Origin of the sequence: Streptomyces sp. NPDC000404 (genome assembly GCF_040300365.1) — a bacterium.
Lineage (GTDB): Bacteria > Actinomycetota > Actinomycetes > Streptomycetales > Streptomycetaceae > Streptomyces > Streptomyces ramulosus.
In genome coordinates this window covers 75714-92772 of record NZ_JBEPDN010000017.1, presented here as the reverse complement: position 1 = coordinate 92772, position 17059 = coordinate 75714, and the positions used below count along the sequence as shown (strand labels likewise).

General features: G+C 72.8%; 13 protein-coding genes and 1 riboswitch. Of the genes, 9 read left to right on the top strand and 4 right to left on the bottom strand.

Annotated features, from left to right (window positions below):
* Positions 1–92 precede the first annotated feature (92 nt).
* Positions 93–249, top strand: a riboswitch (cyclic di-AMP (ydaO/yuaA leader).
* A 13-nt stretch (positions 250–262) separates the two neighbouring features.
* Together ABT345_RS29055 and ABT345_RS29050 are read left to right on the top strand one after the other, a co-directional pair.
* Entirely contained in the window at positions 263–1039 is a 777-nt protein-coding gene (locus tag ABT345_RS29055) for a M23 family metallopeptidase (RefSeq protein WP_345086860.1), read from the top strand.
* 228 nt (positions 1040–1267) lie between these two features.
* Positions 1268–1963: a GntR family transcriptional regulator gene (locus tag ABT345_RS29050; RefSeq protein WP_345086858.1), complete on the top strand. Its 696-nt coding sequence runs from the start codon at positions 1268–1270 to the stop codon at positions 1961–1963.
* A 307-nt stretch (positions 1964–2270) separates the two neighbouring features.
* Here the strand turns inward: ABT345_RS29050 and ABT345_RS29045 are convergent, their stop codons facing one another.
* A complete protein-coding gene (locus tag ABT345_RS29045; protein ID WP_345086856.1) occupies positions 2271–2552 on the bottom strand; it encodes an HPr family phosphocarrier protein in 282 nt (93 codons plus the stop codon).
* A 209-nt stretch (positions 2553–2761) separates the two neighbouring features.
* On the opposite strand from ABT345_RS29045, the gene ABT345_RS29040 reads away from it, so the two are divergent.
* The 5 genes from ABT345_RS29040 (at position 2762) to ABT345_RS29020 (ending at position 10813) form a co-directional block, all read left to right on the top strand.
* A complete protein-coding gene (locus ABT345_RS29040) occupies positions 2762–5650 on the top strand; it encodes a bifunctional acetate--CoA ligase family protein/GNAT family N-acetyltransferase (protein ID WP_345086854.1) in 2889 nt (962 codons plus the stop codon).
* A gap of 119 nt (positions 5651–5769) precedes the next feature.
* On the top strand, positions 5770–6363 hold the full coding sequence (locus ABT345_RS29035) for a DUF5998 family protein (protein WP_030285252.1): 594 nt from the start codon (positions 5770–5772) through the stop codon (positions 6361–6363).
* A complete protein-coding gene (locus tag ABT345_RS29030; protein WP_345086851.1) occupies positions 6363–7553 on the top strand; it encodes an alkaline phosphatase family protein in 1191 nt (396 codons plus the stop codon). The genes ABT345_RS29035 and ABT345_RS29030 overlap by 1 nt, the downstream gene beginning before the upstream one ends.
* Before the next feature lie 183 nt (positions 7554–7736).
* The gene (locus tag ABT345_RS29025; RefSeq protein WP_345086849.1) at positions 7737–8387 is read left to right on the top strand and encodes a thymidine kinase; all 651 of its coding nucleotides are present in this window, start codon (positions 7737–7739) and stop codon (positions 8385–8387) included.
* A gap of 215 nt (positions 8388–8602) precedes the next feature.
* A complete protein-coding gene (locus ABT345_RS29020) occupies positions 8603–10813 on the top strand; it encodes an MMPL family transporter (RefSeq protein WP_345086847.1) in 2211 nt (736 codons plus the stop codon).
* Positions 10814–10881: 68 nt separating this feature from the next.
* Here the strand turns inward: ABT345_RS29020 and ABT345_RS29015 are convergent, their stop codons facing one another.
* Positions 10882–11685: a VOC family protein gene (locus ABT345_RS29015; protein ID WP_345086845.1), complete on the bottom strand. Its 804-nt coding sequence runs from the start codon at positions 11683–11685 to the stop codon at positions 10882–10884.
* Between the two features lie 249 nt (positions 11686–11934).
* Here ABT345_RS29015 and ABT345_RS29010 point away from each other — a divergent pair, with 249 nt between their 5' ends.
* Entirely contained in the window at positions 11935–12771 is an 837-nt protein-coding gene (locus tag ABT345_RS29010; RefSeq protein WP_345086843.1) for a sulfurtransferase, read from the top strand.
* 67 nt (positions 12772–12838) lie between these two features.
* On the opposite strand, the gene sepH is transcribed toward ABT345_RS29010, so the two are convergent.
* Positions 12839–13894, bottom strand: coding sequence for a septation protein SepH (gene sepH / locus ABT345_RS29005; RefSeq protein ID WP_345086841.1), 1056 nt, complete (start codon positions 13892–13894; stop codon positions 12839–12841).
* 500 nt (positions 13895–14394) lie between these two features.
* Between sepH and ABT345_RS29000 the strand changes: the two genes are divergently transcribed.
* Complete coding sequence (locus ABT345_RS29000; protein WP_345086839.1) at positions 14395–15543, top strand: hypothetical protein; 1149 nt, start codon at positions 14395–14397, stop codon at positions 15541–15543.
* 65 nt (positions 15544–15608) lie between these two features.
* On the opposite strand, the gene ABT345_RS28995 is transcribed toward ABT345_RS29000, so the two are convergent.
* Complete coding sequence (locus ABT345_RS28995) at positions 15609–16949, bottom strand: D-arabinono-1,4-lactone oxidase (protein ID WP_345086837.1); 1341 nt, start codon at positions 16947–16949, stop codon at positions 15609–15611.
* Positions 16950–17059 lie beyond the last annotated feature (110 nt).

The following is a 17059-nucleotide window of genomic DNA, read 5'->3' as shown; positions in this document are numbered from 1 at the left end:
GCACAAAAACGCGTTTCTGTTTGCCGATTGAAAGTTGCCGCGATTAGCGTCATGCGCGCTGTCCGTCAGCAGCACGCCGCAACCGCGGCACCGGACAGTCATCGCCGAGTCCCCGTACGGCGCGAGCCAGGGGAGCCGGGGACCCACATGTCCCCTGGGGTGAATCGGGTACCTCTCCGGAGGAACCCGTAGGAGACCTTCCTGCTCCGAACCCGTCAGCTAACCCGGTAGGCGAGAAGGAAGGAAAGGACTGAGCCAGCACATGGCGTTCACCCGTGCCACCGGGAAGCACCGCCGTCCGAGCCGCAGCGCCCGGACGACCCGCAACATCGCCGGCATAGCCGGTCTCGCCGCCAGCGGCGTCGTTGCCTCCGTGTCCTCTCCCGCGATGGCCGCCACCTCCGGCGCCTCGCACGACACGGGTCTGCAGCGGGCCGTCGTCCTCGGTGACGAACTCGCCGAGCGCGTCCAGGCCCAGGCCGATGCGCAGCAGGCCGTCGCCGAGACGGCCGAGGCCAAGGCGAAGGCCGAGGCCGACGCGGTGAAGCAGGCCGAGGCCGCCAAGGCGGTGGCCGACAAGCGCCATGAGGCCGAGGTCCGCGCCGCCCGCGAGGAGGAGCGCCGGCGCCTGAACGCCTTCGTCGCCCCGATCTCCGGCTCGTACGTCTCGACCGCCTACCAGGCGTCCAGTGGCCTGTGGTCCTCCGGCACCCACACCGGCATCGACTTCCACGCCGCCACCGGCACCACCGTGCACGCCGTCGGTGCGGGCACCGTCGTCGAGGCCGGCTGGGGCGGCGCGTACGGCAACAACATCGTCATCAAGATGAACGACGGCACGTACACCCAGTACGGCCACCTGTCGCAGATCGGTGTCTCGGTCGGCCAGCAGGTGATGCCCGGTCAGCAGATCGCGCTGTCCGGCGCGACCGGCAACGTCACCGGCCCGCACCTGCACTTCGAGGCCCGCACCGGCGCGGACTACGGCTCGGACATCGACCCGATCGCCTATCTGCGCGCGCACGGCGTCAACGTCTGACCCTGCAGCTTCCCGGAGCCCCGGACCGCCCCGACAGGGGGCCCGGGGCTCCGGCGTGTCCGGTGCCGTACGGCGGATGGCCGGATTTCCCGACGGCCGGGAATGCGCTCACCAAAAGATTTCCATGAATGTGTGAAGGCGGTAAAGGCGCCACCGCCGTTCGAATAAGGTCGCGGAAAAGGCGCCGTGCACCGGCGTTTTCCGGGGAGGACGGTGGAGGTGCCCGCGATGACGCAAGGCGAGATTTCCGTGCAGCGCATCTCCACGGCGATTCGCGACGACATCGTTTCCGGCACGCTGATCCCCGGCAGCCGGCTCGTCGAGGACATTCTGGCCACCCGCTACGGCGTCTCCCGGGTGCCGGTCCGTGAGGCGTTGCGGACCCTGCAGTCGGAGGGGTTCGTCACCGCGCGGCGCCATGCGGGCGCCTGCGTCGCCGCCCCCACCGCGCAGGAGGCGGCCGATCTCCTGGATCTGCGCGCGCTCCTGGAGCCGATGGGCGCCGCCCGCGCGGCGGCCCGCCGCACCGATGCGCAGCTGAAGGTCTTACGGGGCGTGGTGCGGCTCGGCCGGGAGCGCGCCCGCCGCGGCTGCCCGGGTGAGCTGCCCCGGCTCGACGGCTGGTTCCACGAGACGCTGGCCCGGGCGGCGGGCAATCCGGGGCTGACCGCGCTGCTGACCCAGGTGCGGCGGAAGATCGAGTGGATGTATGTCGTCGAGCGCCCGGCGCGGTACGCGGAGACCTGGGACGACCACGGCGCGGTGCTGGACGCGGTGGCCCGGGGCGACGCGGAGGCGGCGCGCGCCCTGATGGCCTCGCATGTGGCGCGGTCGCTCCCGGCCTACCGCCCGCGGCACCGTTCGGCGGCCGCGGCACGCACGGCGCCGCGCCCCGTCGGAAGCGGGCGCGCGCGTTCTGCCTAGAGGACGCGGTATACGGGGCGGCCGCCGCGTGGCGGGATCCTTACGGCCCCGTACGGGAAATTGCGGAATCGGGTTCCGATAAAACGCGCCATCCTGGAATTGCCGCACCACGTGGCCGGGTATTCACTTATTCGGGTGTGTGGCGCCCGTGAGGGTGGGGAATTGCGGGCGGGGGAGTGGTGCCGCTCCGGGAGCGCGGTGTGCGACGTTCCGCCGCGGGGAACGCGAAAGGCCCCGCCGCGGTGACCGGTTCCGGTCGTGGCGGCGGGGCCTTTCCCCGGCTGCGGGGAGGCGGCGAAGTTCCGGCTCAGACGGTCTCCGGCAGCTCGTCGAGCCCCTCGGCGACGAGCTTCGCCAGGCGCTCCAGCGCGGCCTCCGCGCCCTCGGCGTCCGAGGCGAGCACGATCTCCTCGCCGCCCTGGGCGCCCAGGCCCAGCACCGCGAGCATCGAGGCCGCGTTCACGGGGGTGCCGTCGGCCTTGGCGATCGTCACCGGAACGCCCGCGGCGGTGGCCGCACGGACGAAGATCGAGGCGGGACGGGCGTGCAGGCCCTCGGCCCAACCGACATTGACGCGGCGCTCAGCCATGGTGTTGCCCTTCGAGTCGTCACAGTTGTCTAGACCAGTCTCTCACGCGGTCCCCGGTGCTCCGGAAGCCCCACCGCCGGTGTTCCGCACCACGTCCGGGCGGCCCGGACACACCGCCCGGCCACCCCCTCCGGGGCGCCGGCGACCGGCCGTCGCCCGGTCCCGCGCACACCGAGCCGGTTGTCGGTGCCCGGTCGTACGCTGTCCGCATGCAGCAGCAGCCGGATCATGCGTACCCGAGCCACTGGGAAGCCGATGTGGTGCTGCGCGACGGCGGCACCGCCCGGATCCGACCGATCACCCCGGACGACGCCGAGCGCCTGGTCTCCTTCTACGAACAGGTCTCGGACGAATCGAAGTACTACCGCTTCTTCGCGCCCTACCCCCGCCTCTCCGACCGCGACGTGCACCGCTTCACCCACCACGACTACGTCGACCGGGTCGGCCTCGCCGCCACCGTGGGCGGCGAGTTCATCGCCACCGTCCGCTACGACCGGATCGACGACCGGGGCCTGCCGGCCAGGAATCCGGGGGACGACCAGGCGGAGGTCGCCTTCCTGGTGCAGGACGCCCACCAGGGCCGCGGCGTCGCCTCCGCGCTGCTGGAGCACATCGCCGCGGTCGCCCGGGAGCGCGGCATCCGCCGGTTCGCCGCCGAGGTCCTGCCCGCCAACACCAAGATGATCAAGGTGTTCACGGACGCCGGGTACACCCAGCAGCGCACCTTCGAGGACGGCGTCGTCCGGCTGGAATTCGACCTCGAACCGACCGAGCAGTCCATGGCCGTGATGCGCGGCCGCGAGCAGCGCGCCGAGGCCCGCTCCATGCAGCGGCTCCTCGCCCCCGGCTCGGTCGCCGTCATCGGCACCGGCCGCACCCCCGGCGGCGTCGGCCGCACCGCCCTGCGCCATCTCCTCGACTCCGGCTTCACCGGCCGCGTCCACGCCGTCAACCACGCCTTCCCCGAGGGGACCGACCGCCTCGACCCCGAGGGCGTGCCCGCCGTCCGCTCCCTGCGGGAGATCGACGGCCCGGTCGACCTCGCGGTCATCGCCGTCCCCGCCGACCGCGTCCCCGAGGTGATCGACGACTGCGGGGAACACGGCGTCCAGGGCGTCCTGGTCCTCTCCTCCGGATACGCCGAGGCCGGCACCGAGGGGCGCGAACGCCAGCGCGCCCTGCTGCGCCGCACCCGCTCGTACGGCATGCGGCTGATCGGCCCGAACGCCTTCGGCCTGATCAACACCGCCCCCGACGTCCGGCTGAACGCCTCCTTCGCACCGGCGATGCCCGCCAGGGGCCGCATCGGGCTCTTCACCCAGTCCGGGGCGATCGGCATCGCCCTGCTCAGCGGGTTGCACGAGCGCGGCCCCGGGGACGGCTCGCCCGCCGGCGTCTCCACCTTCGTCTCCGCGGGCAACCGCGCCGACGCCTCCGGCAACGACCTGCTCCAGTTCTGGTACGACGATCCGGACACCGACGTCGCGATCCTCTACCTCGAATCCATCGGCAACCCCCGCAAGTTCACCCGCCTCGCCCGCCGCACCGCCGCCGTCAAACCGGTTGTCGTCGCCAAGGGCGCCCGCCACCACGGCACCGCGCCCCTGGGCCACACGGTGCCCACCGTCCGCATCCCGGACAGCACCGTCGCCGCCCTGATGCGGCAGGCCGGGGTCATCCGCGTCGACACCGTCACCGAACTCCTCGACGCCGGACTGCTCCTCGCCTCCCAACCCCTCCCCGCGGGCGCCCGCGTCGCCGTCCTCGGCAACTCCGAGGCGCTCTCCCTCCTCGCCTACGACGCGTGCCTGACCGAGGGCCTGCGCCCGCGGCGCCCCCGCGTGCTGCCCTCCGCCGCGACGCCGCACGACTTCCACACCGCCCTCGCCGAGGAGCTGGCGCGCGAGGGCTGCGACGCCGTCGTGGTCACCGCCATCCCCTGGGTGGGCGAGGGCGACGCGACCGCCCCGGGGGAGGGCGAGGAGCTGGCCGCGGCGCTGCGCTCGGCCGCCGCCGCGGGCCCCGCCAAGCCGGTGGCCGTCGCCCACCTGGCGATGGACGCGCTGGCGACGGCCCTCGCCGCCCCCGCCGTTCCGGGGACGGCCGATGACGCCGCCCCGGGCACCCCGGGCTCCACCGCCCAGGACACCGGCTCCGGCGTACCGTCCGCCAACCCCGCGGCCCCGGCACCCGCGCCCGCCGCCCCGTACCCGCCCGCCCGCGTCCCGCTCCCCGCCTACCCCGCCGCCGAGCGCGCCGTCCGGGCCCTCGCCGAGGCCGTGCGGTACGCCGCCTGGCGCCGGGAGGCCGCCGAGCCGGGCCGGGTGCCCGCGTACGACGACATCCAGGAGGCCGCGGCCGGCGCCGACATCGCGCGGCTGCTCGACCACCTCGACCCGCCCGCCGGCCGTTCCGTCCCGCTGCCCGCCGCGGACGCCGCCGCTCTGCTCGCCCGCTACGGCATCCCCACCGAGCCCTCGCTGCCCGCCCCCGGCCCGGACGCCGCCGTCCGCGCCGCCGCCCGGCTCGGCTACCCCGTCGCCCTCAAGACCACCGCCCCCCACCTGCGTCACCGCAGCGATCTGGGCGGCATCCGCCTGGACATCGCCGACGAGGAGGACCTGCGCCGCACCTACGGCGAGCTGACCGCCGCCCTCGGCACCCCGGAGGAGCTGGCGCCCGTCGTGCAGAAGATGGTGCCGCGCGGTGTCGACACCGTGGTCCGCGCCGCCATCGACCCGGCGGCCGGTGCCGTCCTGTCGTTCGGCCTGGCGGGCGCCCCCTCCCAGCTGCTGGGCGACATCGCGCACCGCCTCATCCCCGCGACCGACCGCGACGTCGACGCCCAGATCCGGTCGATCCGCGCCGCCCCGCTCCTCTTCGGCTGGCGCGGCTCCCAGCCGGTCGACACCGCCGCGCTCGCCGATGTGCTGCTACGGGTCTCCCGGCTCGTCGACGACCACCCCGAGGTGGTGGGCGTCGATCTGGAGCCGGTCGTCGTCGCCCCGCACGGACTGTCCGTCCTCGGGGCGTCCGTCCGCCTCGCCCGTCCGCCCGCCACCACCGACCTCGGCCCCCGCCGCCTGCCCGTCTACTGACCGCCCGCACGGGGCGGCGGGAGCCGGGCCCCGCCCCGTGCCCCGCCGCACCTGGCACCTACGGTCCGGCTCGTCAAGGGCGTCCTGCCACCCCCTCGGTGGCCCGTAAGATGGAGGACATGGCTAAGACCGGTACGACGACCCAGGGGCTGCGCGCGGCGATCGAGCGCAGCGGCTACTACCCGGCCCTCGTGGCCGAGGCGGTGCAGGCCGCCGTCGGCGGTGAGCCGGTCGCGGCGTACCTGGTGCACCAGGAGACGACCTTCGACGCCAACGAGGTCCGCCGCCATGTGACCGTCCTCGTCCTCACCGACACCCGCTTCATCGTCAGCCACACCGACGAGCAGGCCGCCGACGCCACCTCCCCGTCCCCGTACGCCACGACCTCCACCGAGTCCGTGAAGCTGGGGCGGATCTCCTCGGTGGTGCTCAGCCGCGTGGTCGCCAACCCGGAGTCGTACACCCCGGGCCAGCTGCCCCGCGAGGTCGTGCTCACCATCGGCTGGGGCGCCGTCGCCCGCCTCGACCTGGAGCCCGCCACCTGCGGCGACCCCAACTGCGAGGCGGATCACGGCTACACCGGCTCGTCCACCGCCGACGACCTCTCGCTGCGGGTCAGCGAGGCCGGTGACGGCCCCGACTCCGTCCGCGAGACGCTGACCTTCGCCCAGGCGCTCTCCGAGGCCACCGCGGCCACCACGAGCGCCCGCTGATGGGGTACACCGCCCCCGCCTGGCCCGAGCCCGAGCCGCTCGACCCGCTGACCGCCCCGCTGCCCCGCTACGGCACCGGCTCGCTCGCCGATCTGCTGCCCGCCGTCGTCGCAGGTCAGGGCGTGTCCGGCCCGCCTACGACGATGGAGCTGGCCCCCGCCGACCGGGCCTGTGTCTTCCTCGTCGACGGCCTCGGCTGGGAGCTGCTGCGGGCCCACCCCGACGAGGCGCCGTTCCTGACGTCCCTCCTGGACACCTCCTGCAACGGCACCGGCCGCCCGCTCACCGCAGGTTTCCCCTCCACCACCGCGACCTCCCTCGCCTCCGTCGGCACCGGCCTGCCCCCGGGCGCCCACGGCCTGCCCGGCTACACCTGCGAGGACCCCTCCTCCGGTGCGCTGATGAACCAGCTGCGCTGGCAGCCGTGGACCGACCCGTACGCCTGGCAGCCGTATCCGACGGTGTTCCAGCTGGCCGACGCCGCGGGCGTGCACACCTGCCAGGTCTCCGCGCCGCACTTCGCGCAGACCCCGCTCACCAAGATCGCGCTGAGCGGCGGCACCTTCCACGGCCGCCTCAGCGGCGAGGAACGCACGGACCTCGCCGCCGCCCAACTCGCCGCCGGTGACCGCTCGCTGGTCTACACGTACTACGCCGAGGTCGACGGCAACGGTCACCGCTACGGCGTGGACTCCGACGCCTGGCGCGGCCAGCTGATGTACGTCGACCGGCTCGCGCAGCGCCTGGCCGAACAACTCCCGCCGCGCAGCGCCCTGTACGTCACCGCCGACCACGGCATGATCGACATTCCCTTCGACCCGGAGTCGCGCATCGACTTCGACGAGGACTGGGAACTGCGCGCCGGCGTCCGCCTGCTGGGCGGCGAGGGCCGCGCCCGCCATGTCTACGCCCACCCGGGCGCGGCGGACGACGTCCTCGCCGTGTGGCGGGAGGTCGTCGGTGAGCAGATGTGGGTGGCGAGCCGCGACGAGGCCATCGCGGCGGGCTGGTTCGGGCCGCACGTCGACGACCGGGTGCGCGGCCGGATCGGCGATGTCGTCGCCGCCGCCCATGCCGACATGGTGATCATCGCGAGCGAGCGTGAGCCCGGTGAGTCGAAGATGGTCGGTATGCACGGGTCGATGACCCCCGTGGAGCAGCTCGTTCCGCTGCTGGAAGTCCGCACCTGACCTGCGAAGCCCTGCCCGACCCGCACTGTTCCGCCGTGCCGTCCTGCCGCCATGGGGCCGAAAGGCCCGCATCGGCGTGCCCGGGCCGGTGTCCCTCCCGGGGCTCCGGGCGGACCGGCACGGCGACTTGGTCCGGCATGGAGCCCACCGCACCCCGTCCGTTCGAAAGGTCCCCCTCTCCCCATGTCCGAACTGGTCTTCTTCTCCGGCACCATGGATTGCGGGAAGAGCACCCTGGCGCTCCAGATGGGCCACAACCGCTCGGCGCGCGGCCTGCAGGGCGTGATCTTCACCCGCGACGACCGGGCCGGCGCGGGCAAGCTCTCCTCACGGCTCGGCCTGGTGACCGACGCCGTCGAGGCCGGCCCGGACATGGATCTCTACGCCCATCTCGTCGGTGAGATGTCCAAGGGCGGCAAGGTCGATTACGTGATCGTCGACGAGGCGCAGTTCCTCCACCCCGAGCAGATCGATCAGCTCGCCCGCGTCGTCGACGACCTGGGGCTGGACGTCTTCGCGTTCGGCATCACCACCGACTTCCGCACCCGGCTCTTCCCTGGCTCCCAGCGCCTGATCGAGCTGGCCGACCGGATCGAGGCGCTCCAGGTCGAGGCGATGTGCTGGTGCGGCGCGCGCGCCACCCACAACGCCCGCACGGTGGGCGGCGAGATGGTCGTCGAGGGCGAGCAGGTCGTCGTCGGCGACGTGAACCAGCACGCGGGCGACATCGGCTACGAGGTGCTGTGCCGACGCCACCATCAGCGCCGGGTGACCAGCGCTTCCGCCCACGCGGACGCCCTCTCCCCGGACGTCCTGCCGGTCGACCCCGCCTGACTCTCCCGCCGGAGCCTGCCGGTTCGTGGCCTCCACGGGGCCGTCGCCGACGGGCGCACGGCGCCACACTCCCCTTCCGCCCGCGCCCGGATGCCGTCGCGCATTCCGGATTGACCACCCATGCCGTCATGTGTAAGTTCTCGCTGACATCTGACGGGTATGAGTGAGCGTTGTCCGTCGAACTGGGGGACAGTGCCGTGAAGGAGCTGGGTTCGGTGAAAAAACAGCCACTGACCGTGAGAGTGGCGAGCTGGAGCGCCGCGCATCCGGCGCGCGCCGTCATCGGCTGGTGCGTGTTCGTCGCCCTGTGCCTCGCGCTCGGCAGCGCGGTCGGTACGCGTCAGGCGGGCGACCGCGACTACTGGGTGGGGGAGGCCGGCCGCGCCGAGGCCATCGCGACGGAGGGCGGCCTCCAGCACAAGGCGGCCGAGCGCATCATGATCACCAACAGGTCCGGCGGTCCGGTCGGCGGCGCGGCCCACGACGCCGCACAGGACGTCGTCGCCCGGATGAAGCCGTTACCGCAGGTCCTCCGCGTCGCCGACCCGGTGCGCTCGGAGAACCGCCGGATGCTGATGGTCGAGGTGACCGTCAAGGGGCCCCGGCTGGAGGCCCGGCGCCACCTCGACCCGCTGCTGAAGCAGACCGCCGAGGTGCAGCGCGCCCACCCGGACCTGCGCGTCGAGGAGACCGGCGAGGCGTCGGTCAGCAAGGGGCTGGACACCTCACGCGCCGACGACCTCGCCACCTCGGAGAAGATCACCTTCCCGATCACCCTGATCACCCTGCTCATCGCCTTCGGCTCGCTGATCATGGTCGGCGTGCCGCTGCTGCTGGCGGTCTCCTCGATCGCCGCCGCCATGGGCCTGAGCCAGGTGGTCTCGCATCTGCTGCCCGACGCGGGTGTCGGAAGCAGCCTCATCCTGCTGATCGGCATGGCGGTCGGCGTCGACTACACGCTCTTCTACCTCAAACGGGAACGGGAGGAGCGGGACCGGGCCGGCGGCCGGCTCACCCCGGAGGCGCTGGTGGGGATCGCCGCCGCGACCTCGGGCCGGGCCATCGCGGTCTCCGGCCTGGCCGTGGCCCTGACCACCGCCACGCTCTTCCTCGCCACCGACGTCATCTTCTCCTCGCTGGCCGTCGGCACCATCGTCGTGGTGCTCGTCGCGGTGCTCAGCTCGATGACGGTGCTGCCCGCGCTCCTCGTCCTCATCGGCCGCCGCCTGGACCGCAAGGCGGCACGCGGCAAGCGCGTGCGGCGCGGGACTGAGCGGACCGGCCGGGTGTGGAACGCGCTGCTGCGACCCGCCAGGAACCACCCGGCGGCCACCCTCGTGGTGTCCCTGCTCGTCATGGCCGGCCTCGCCGCCCCCACGCTCGGGATGCATCTGCGCGTGCTGAACACCGCCACCCACTCCCGGTCCATCCCCGAGATGAGGGTCTACGACCGCCTCAACGCCGCCTTCCCCGACCTGCTCGCCTCCCACTGGGTCGTCGTCAAGAGCGATGCCGGTGAGGTCGGCCGGGTGCGCGCCGAGCTGAAAGACCTTGCCCACCGTGCCGCGACCGACCCGAAGTTCTCCGACCAGCCGCCCGAGCTGACGTCGACACCCGACGGCCGGATCAGCATGATGACGCTGTCCGTCCCCTTCAGTCTCAACTCACCGCAGGCGTCCGGCTCACTGAAGGACCTGCGCGAGACCTACCTACCGGCCACGCTCGGGAAGGTGCCGGGCGCCGAGTACGCGGTCACCGGCCCCGTCGCGCAGGATGCCGACTACCTCGCCCACCAGAACGAGAAGCTGCCGCTCGTCATCGGCTTCCTGTTGCTGCTGACGTTCGTCATGACGCTGCTGGTCTTCCGCTCGGCGGCCATCGCCCTGATGGGCGTGGTGCTCAACCTGCTGTCCGTTGCTGCCTCGTTCGGCCTGGTGGTCGTCTTCTTCCAATGGGGCTGGGCCTCCACGGTGTTCGGCTTCGAGGAGGACGCCACCCATGCGATCGGCTCCCGGGTGCCGCTGTTCCTCTTCGTGATCCTCTTCGGACTGTCGATGGACTACCAGGTCTTCGTCGTCAGCCGCATCAAAGAGGCGGCACTGAACGGGGTGCCGACCCGGCAGGCGGTACTCGACGGGGTCGACAAATCGGCAAAGGTGGTCACCAGCGCCGCGGTGGTGATGGTCACGGTGTTCGCCAGCTTCATGCTGCTGCACCTCGCGGAGATGAAGCAGATCGGCTTCAGCCTCGCTGTCGCCGTCCTGCTCGACGCCTTCATCATCCGGATCATGATCCTGCCGTCGGCCCTGGCACTCCTGGGCAACGCCACCTGGTGGCCGTCCCGCCGCATGCGGCGCACCCAGGAGCGCGCCACCACGACGTCGCCCGGGGGAGTTGCGGCCACAGCGGTCCCCGCCGACCGCTGACTGACATCTCTTCGGCGGACGGTGCACAGGCTCCGGGGGCAGCGCGAGTGGCCTCGGAGCGCAACGCCTCACTCGCCGGCGTCCACCCCGATGCCCTCGGGTGCGGGGCGGATGACGGTGAAGGCGGCGCCCGCGGGATCGGTCACCGTGGCCAGCCGGCCGTGGGGTGAGTCGCGCGGCGGCCGGACCACCTGGCCGCCGAGTGCTTCGACCCGGCGGACCGCGGCGTCGGTGTCAGGCACGGCGAAGTACGTCATCCACCGCGGGCCCGCCCCGCGCGGCAGCGCATTGCCCACCCCGTGCAGACCGGCCACGGGGCGTCCCTTCAGGCGCAACGTCAGATAGTCGAAGTCGGCCGAGACCACCGCCTGCGGCTCGTAGCCGAAGACGTGCTCGTAGAACGGTCCGGCGGAGTGGGTCTCGCGGGTGATCAGCTCGTTCCACACCGGGGTGCCCGGTTCTCCGGCGGCCGCGGTGCCGGCCATCGCGCGGCCCTGCCAGATGCCGAAGACCGCGCCCTGCGGGTCGCAGGCGAGCGCCATCCGCCCGGCGTCGTCGGCGTCCAGCGGCCCCACGCCCACCGTCCCGCCGCAGTACCGGATCCGCTCCGCGGTCGCGTCCACGTCGTCGCTGGCCAGATAGGTGGTCCAGGTGGCAGGCAGCCGGTGCCCGGCCGCGGACTCCCCGAGCCCGGCCACTTCTCGCCCGTCCAGGACGGCGCGGCAGTACGGTCCGAGGTGCTGCGGTCCCGGGCGGAACTCCCAGCCGAACAGTGCACCGTAGAACTCCTGCGTCGCGGCCAGGCGGTGCGTCAGCAGGCTCACCCAGCAGGGTGCACCGGTCAACCGCCGGCTCGCTGCCTCGGTCGTCATCGTCACTCACTCCTCGGACCATCGCGGTGGCGGCCATGGGACGGGCGCGGGACCCGAGGCAGATGCTCGCACCAGGCGCCCCGGGGGGAGCCTCCGGCCGCGCCGTGACCGGCGGTTCCGTCCTGAAGAACGCCCGTTTTCGGCGGTGTTACCCCGATACCGTGGCGGGAGCGGGCGGAGCACCTCCGTCATACGGAGGGTGTGCGTCCGCCTTCCGTACGTAGCCGTCCCTACGCAAGGATGAGTGCCATGAATGACATCATCACCGCTACCGAACTTGCGAGCGAGTCGGCGGGCGCCAACCCGCCCGTCCTCCTGGACGTCCGCTGGCAGCTCCAGGGACCGCACGGCCGCCCCGACTACGAGGCGGGCCATCTGCCCGGCGCCGTCTTCATCGACCTCGACGCCGACCTCGCCGGCCCGGCCGGTGACGAGGGCCGCCACCCCCTGCCGGACATCACCGTCTTCACCGCCGCCATGCGCCGCGCCGGGGTGCGGGACGACCGCCCCGTCGTCACCTACGACGCCGGGCTCGGCTGGGCCGCGGCGCGCGCCTGGTGGCTGCTGCGCTGGGCCGGACACCGTGACGTGCGGGTGCTGGACGGCGGACTCGCGGCCTGGACGGCGTCCGGCGGGGCGGTGACAACGGAGATCCCGCAGCCGCAGGAAGGCGACTTCACGCCAGAACCCGGCGGCCTGCCGCAGCTGACGGCGGACGAGGCGGCCGCCCTGGCCCGCCGCGGCGTCCTGCTGGACGCCCGGTCCGCCGAGCGTTACCGGGGCGAGGCCGCCTCCGTCGACCGTGTCGGCGGCCACATCCCCGGCGCCGTCTCCGCCCCGACAACGGAGAACGTCACCGAGGACCACACCTTCCGCCCGGCCTCGGCGCTGGCCGAGCGGTTCGCGGCGCTCGGCGCCAAGAGCGACGCGGAGGTCGGCGTCTACTGCGGTTCCGGCGTCTCCGGCGCCCAGGAAGTGCTGGCCCTGTCCCTCGCCGGCGTCCCGGCGGCGCTGTACATCGGTTCATGGAGCGGCTGGACCGCCGACCCGTCCCGCCCCGTCGCCACCGGCGCGCAGCCCGGCTGAGTCGCCGCACAGCGATCCGCCCGCCCCGTGCGGGTACGGGGCGGGCGGATCACGGGGCGTGGAGGTGCTACTCCTGCTTCTTGCGCCGGGTGCCGAAGACGATCTCGTCCCAGCTCGGCACGGCGGCCCGGCGCCCGGGACGGACGCCGTCGGCCTCGGCCTGCCGGTCGGTGGTCCCGGTCAGCCGGTCACGGTGCCCGGCGACCGCGCGCGGCATCAGCACATCGGCGTACGCGGACCCGGCGCCCGCGCTGGCCGCGGGCGCGGCCGGCTCCTCGACCTCGTCGTCCATCGGCTCGTCGACCGGCGCCGTGACGCTGTCCGGTACGACCATGTCACCACGGAAACTCGGCACCGCTTCCAGCAGGCTGGTCAGCGAATCCCGCTCCCGCTCACCGATGGTCTCCTCGGCGGCTTGCGGTTCGGCCTCCTCCTCGGCGGCGGCGCGCTCCATACGGTCCGGCGCCTGCCGGTCCAGGGCGCGGTCCAGCGGCCGGTCACGCGGCAGACGCGCGATCCGGGGAACGAAGGGGAAACTGGGCTCGGGTGTGTCATCGGCCTCGCCGATCAGCGCCCGCGCGTCCTCGCCGACGGCCTGGACGAGCCGCCGGGGCGGGTCGTACGTCCACGCCGCGGAGAACGGCTCACCGGCGACGCGGTAGACCAGCAGCACCTCCCAGGTGCCGTCGTCGCGGCGCCAGGAGTCCCACTGCACGCTGTCCTTGTCGGCGCCGCGCATCAGCAGCCGCTCCGCCACCGCCTCGCCGAGCTGCGGCCCGGCGTTCTCCCCGGGGCGTCGCACGGGCGTCTTGCGGGCCCGTTCGGCCATGAAGGCGCGCTCGGCGAGAACCGGCCCCTCGAAGCGGCGCACGCGTTCGACGGGGATCCCGGCGAGCTGGGCGACCTCCTCGGCGGATGCGCCTGCCCTTATCCGCGCCTGGATGTCCCGTGGCCGCAGGTGGCTCTCGACCTCGATCTCGATCTGGCCCAGGCGCGCGCGGTCGTTACGGACCGCGGCGCGCAGCCGCTCGTCGATCGGCAGTGTGTACTCGGTGCTGTCCGCAGCCTTGAGCACCAGCCGTGTGCCGTCGTTGGAGACGGCCACGACACGCAGTTCGGGCATGGGGACCTCCCGGGTGGTGCCTGCCGACGTCACGTGCGTCGCTGCTTCCGCTTGTCGAGTGTGGCCTGCCCGGGGTGCAGCCTGCCACAACATTGTCGAGTTGCCCGGCGGATCGGACCGGAGTCCGTAAACGCCGAAGCGAGACGGTTACCTGTTCGCAACGCCGGTGTCCGTATCGCCTGCCCTGGGACCGATCACCCGTGCCGAGCGGCGGCGCTCCAGGGCGGGTGCCACCTGTTGGGCCCCTCTCCCCGTGAGTCCGGGCAGCCGGACGGGATCCCGGGGCCAGGGTTCGCCACAGTACTCCATTCGGGCCACTGAAGTGCACCGCCGCGCCGTTGAAGTTGCGGTGCGACAACGGAGTTGAGTCGCCTTGTCGACCTCTCTACCACATCGGCAGGTGGCAAGGTTCACAGAATCGCCATATCCGGAACCATTCACTTCGCACAAAAGTATCTTTGGTGTGCAAGGTGGATCGAAATGCCGATCAAGGGCTGGAGATGGACGAAGAAACCAAAACCGACCCGAAGGGTAAGGAGAAACGGATCGACCTGAGCGTTCCTCAGGTCGCGGGCAGTGCTCTCGCGGCGGCCGTCGCCGCATTCCTCGCGGGACAGCTCGGCGTTTACGGAACGATCATCGGTGCCGGTGTGGTCAGTGTCGTGGCCACGACCGGCGGCTCGATCTTCCAGCATCTGTTCCGGCGTACGGGGGAGCAGATCAAGGAGGCGTCGATCACCACTCGCCCCCGGCCCCGTGGTACCCGCTCCCCCCGGAAGGGCAGCCCGCATGCCGCGGCCACCACGGTGCTGCCGACGTTCGACCGGGACGGGGCGCCGGACGCGGTCACCGCTGTCTCCACGCAACCGGCCGCCCCGATGGACAGCACCCGCACCCAGCTGCTGCCCCGGGTGGATGTCCCACCCTCCAGCGGGGACGAGGCGGCGACCCGTCTGCTCCGCCCCGGAGTGGTGACGCCGCCCGACGAGGCGACCCGCGCCCTGCGCACGGTGCACCCGGCCGGCGACACGGACCGTACGCAGTTGGTGCCGCGTCTCGACGAGCACACCGTCGCGCTGAGGACGACGACCTCACCCGGCGGTGCGGAGGCGGGGCAGTTTCCCGGAGACGAGACCGTCACCGCCACGTACGGGTCCCGGCTGCGCGGCTGGCGTCGGCCGGTTCTCGGGGCGGTCGGCATCTTCGTGCTCGCCATGGGTGTGGTCACCGGCGTCGAAGTGATGGTGGGGGAGACCGCGAGCGGCAACTCCGGTACCACCCTGGGCCGCCTCACCCACACCGGTGACAGCCAGCGGGACACCGCTCCCGACAACGCCCCGGCGTCACCTCGTCCGGATCACTCCCACGGTACGGAGCGCGACAGCGGCACTCCCACCGGTGCGCCGGACTCCTCCACCGGCCCCGGCAACGGCAGCACGCCGAGCCCGGGTGGCGACGCGAACGGCGGAACGTCCGCGACCACCCCCGCGCCCACACCGTCCGACGGCGCCATCCCCTCGTCCGAGCCCACCACGCCCGAGCCCACGGGATCGGCGGGGGACAAGACCGGCACCGGCGACACGGGCGCCGGCGGTCAGGACACCGGAGGGAAGACCGCCGCCCAGGAGCCCGACCCGAACCCCTCCTGACGGCACCCACCCGACGCGGCCGTGGCCGGTTCCCCTTCCCCGGGGAGCCGGCCACGGCCGCGTCGTCACTCGCCCAGCACCCGCCGCAGATAGGCGTTGCCGAACAGCCGCTCCGGGTCGAGACGGTCACGCACCGCGGTGAACTCACCGAACCGCGGATAGACGCCGGACAGATATGCCGCGTCCCGGGTGTGCAGCTTGCCCCAGTGCGGACGACCGCCGTGTGCCGTCATGATCCGCTCGGTGGCCGCGAAGTACGCGCCGTGCGAGGTGCCCCGGTACATGTGCACCGCGATGTACACGGTGTCGCGTCCGGACGCAGTCGACAAAGCGATGTCGTCGCCCGGTGCGCACCGCACCTCCACCGGGAACGACACCTTGAAGTCCGACCGGTCCACGAGAGCCTTGAGCTCACGCAGCGCATCGATGGCAGCCGCACGGGGCAGCGCGTACTCCATCTCCACGAACCGCACCCGGCGCGGTGAGGTGAACACCTTGTAGGGGATGTCGGTGTACGTCCGCGCCGACAGGGCGCGGCTGGCGAGCTTGGCGACGGCAGGGATGGTGGCCGGCGCGGCGCGGCCCAGGGTGCATGCGGCCTGGAAGACGCCGTTGGACAGCAACTCGTCCTCGATCCAGCCGCTGACCTTCCCGGGCGGTGCGGCCGGTCCCTGGCTGCGGTTGTTGCGCTTCGTGTTGCAGTTGCCGGTGTGCGGGAACCAGTAGAACTCGAAGTGCTCGTTCTCGTTGGCCAGCTCCTCGAACCGGTCGGTCACCTCGTCGAACGGCATGGGTTCCTCGCGGGCGGTCAGCAGGAACTCCGGCTCCACGGCGAAGGTCAGCTCGGTGACGACGCCGAGCGCCCCCAGACCGAGCCGGGCCGCGGCGAAGACGTCCGGGTTCCGTCCGGCCGAGCAACGCAGCGCCGACCCGTCGGCGGTGACCAGCTCCAGAGCGGTGACCTGCGCGGCGAGGGAGGCGGACTCGCGGCCGGTGCCGTGCGTACCGGTGGCGGTCGCCCCGGAGACGGTCTGCTCCATGATGTCGCCCATGTTGGTCAGCGACAGCCCGTGCGCGGCCAGCGTGCGGTTCAGATGGTGCAGCGGCGTACCGGCCGCCACGGTGACCGTGCCGGCTTCCCGGTCGATGTCGCGCACCCCGCACAGGCGTTCCGGGCATATCAGCAGCCCATCGGTGGCGGCGACCGAGGTGAAGGAGTGACCGGTGCCGACGGCCTTGACCGCCAATCCGTCCTCGGCCGCGGACCGGACGGCGGCCGCGACTTCCTGGGTACTCGCCGGGGTCACGGTGCGGGCGGGCCGGGTGGCGACGTTCCCCGCCCAGTTCCGCCATGACGTTCCGCTGCCCTGTCCTCCCGAGCTGCCGACGGCGTTGCTGACTGCCATGGTGACGTCCCCTCCCTGCGCGGGCGGCCCCTCGACGGGGCTGCCGTCGGTCTGAGTTGAGCGCATGATGCCAGCCGTTACTGGCCAGTTCGCGGGAGGTGACGGGAATC

What these genes read in the sequence shown, in the direction of transcription:
- ABT345_RS29055 (WP_345086860.1), top strand. Translation starts at nt 263, where the DNA reads ATGGCGTTCACCCGTGCCACCGGGAAGCACCGCCGTCCGAGCCGCAGC.
- ABT345_RS29050 (WP_345086858.1), top strand. Translation starts at nt 1,268, where the DNA reads ATGACGCAAGGCGAGATTTCCGTGCAGCGCATCTCCACGGCGATTCGC.
- ABT345_RS29045 (WP_345086856.1), bottom strand. Translation starts at nt 2,552, where the DNA reads ATGGCTGAGCGCCGCGTCAATGTCGGTTGGGCCGAGGGCCTGCACGCC.
- ABT345_RS29040 (WP_345086854.1), top strand. Translation starts at nt 2,762, where the DNA reads ATGCAGCAGCAGCCGGATCATGCGTACCCGAGCCACTGGGAAGCCGAT.
- ABT345_RS29035 (WP_030285252.1), top strand. Translation starts at nt 5,770, where the DNA reads ATGGCTAAGACCGGTACGACGACCCAGGGGCTGCGCGCGGCGATCGAG.
- ABT345_RS29030 (WP_345086851.1), top strand. Translation starts at nt 6,363, where the DNA reads ATGGGGTACACCGCCCCCGCCTGGCCCGAGCCCGAGCCGCTCGACCCG.
- ABT345_RS29025 (WP_345086849.1), top strand. Translation starts at nt 7,737, where the DNA reads ATGTCCGAACTGGTCTTCTTCTCCGGCACCATGGATTGCGGGAAGAGC.
- ABT345_RS29015 (WP_345086845.1), bottom strand. Translation starts at nt 11,685, where the DNA reads ATGACGACCGAGGCAGCGAGCCGGCGGTTGACCGGTGCACCCTGCTGG.
- ABT345_RS29010 (WP_345086843.1), top strand. Translation starts at nt 11,935, where the DNA reads ATGAATGACATCATCACCGCTACCGAACTTGCGAGCGAGTCGGCGGGC.
- sepH (WP_345086841.1), bottom strand. Translation starts at nt 13,894, where the DNA reads ATGCCCGAACTGCGTGTCGTGGCCGTCTCCAACGACGGCACACGGCTG.
- ABT345_RS29000 (WP_345086839.1), top strand. Translation starts at nt 14,395, where the DNA reads ATGGACGAAGAAACCAAAACCGACCCGAAGGGTAAGGAGAAACGGATC.
- ABT345_RS28995 (WP_345086837.1), bottom strand. Translation starts at nt 16,949, where the DNA reads ATGGCAGTCAGCAACGCCGTCGGCAGCTCGGGAGGACAGGGCAGCGGA.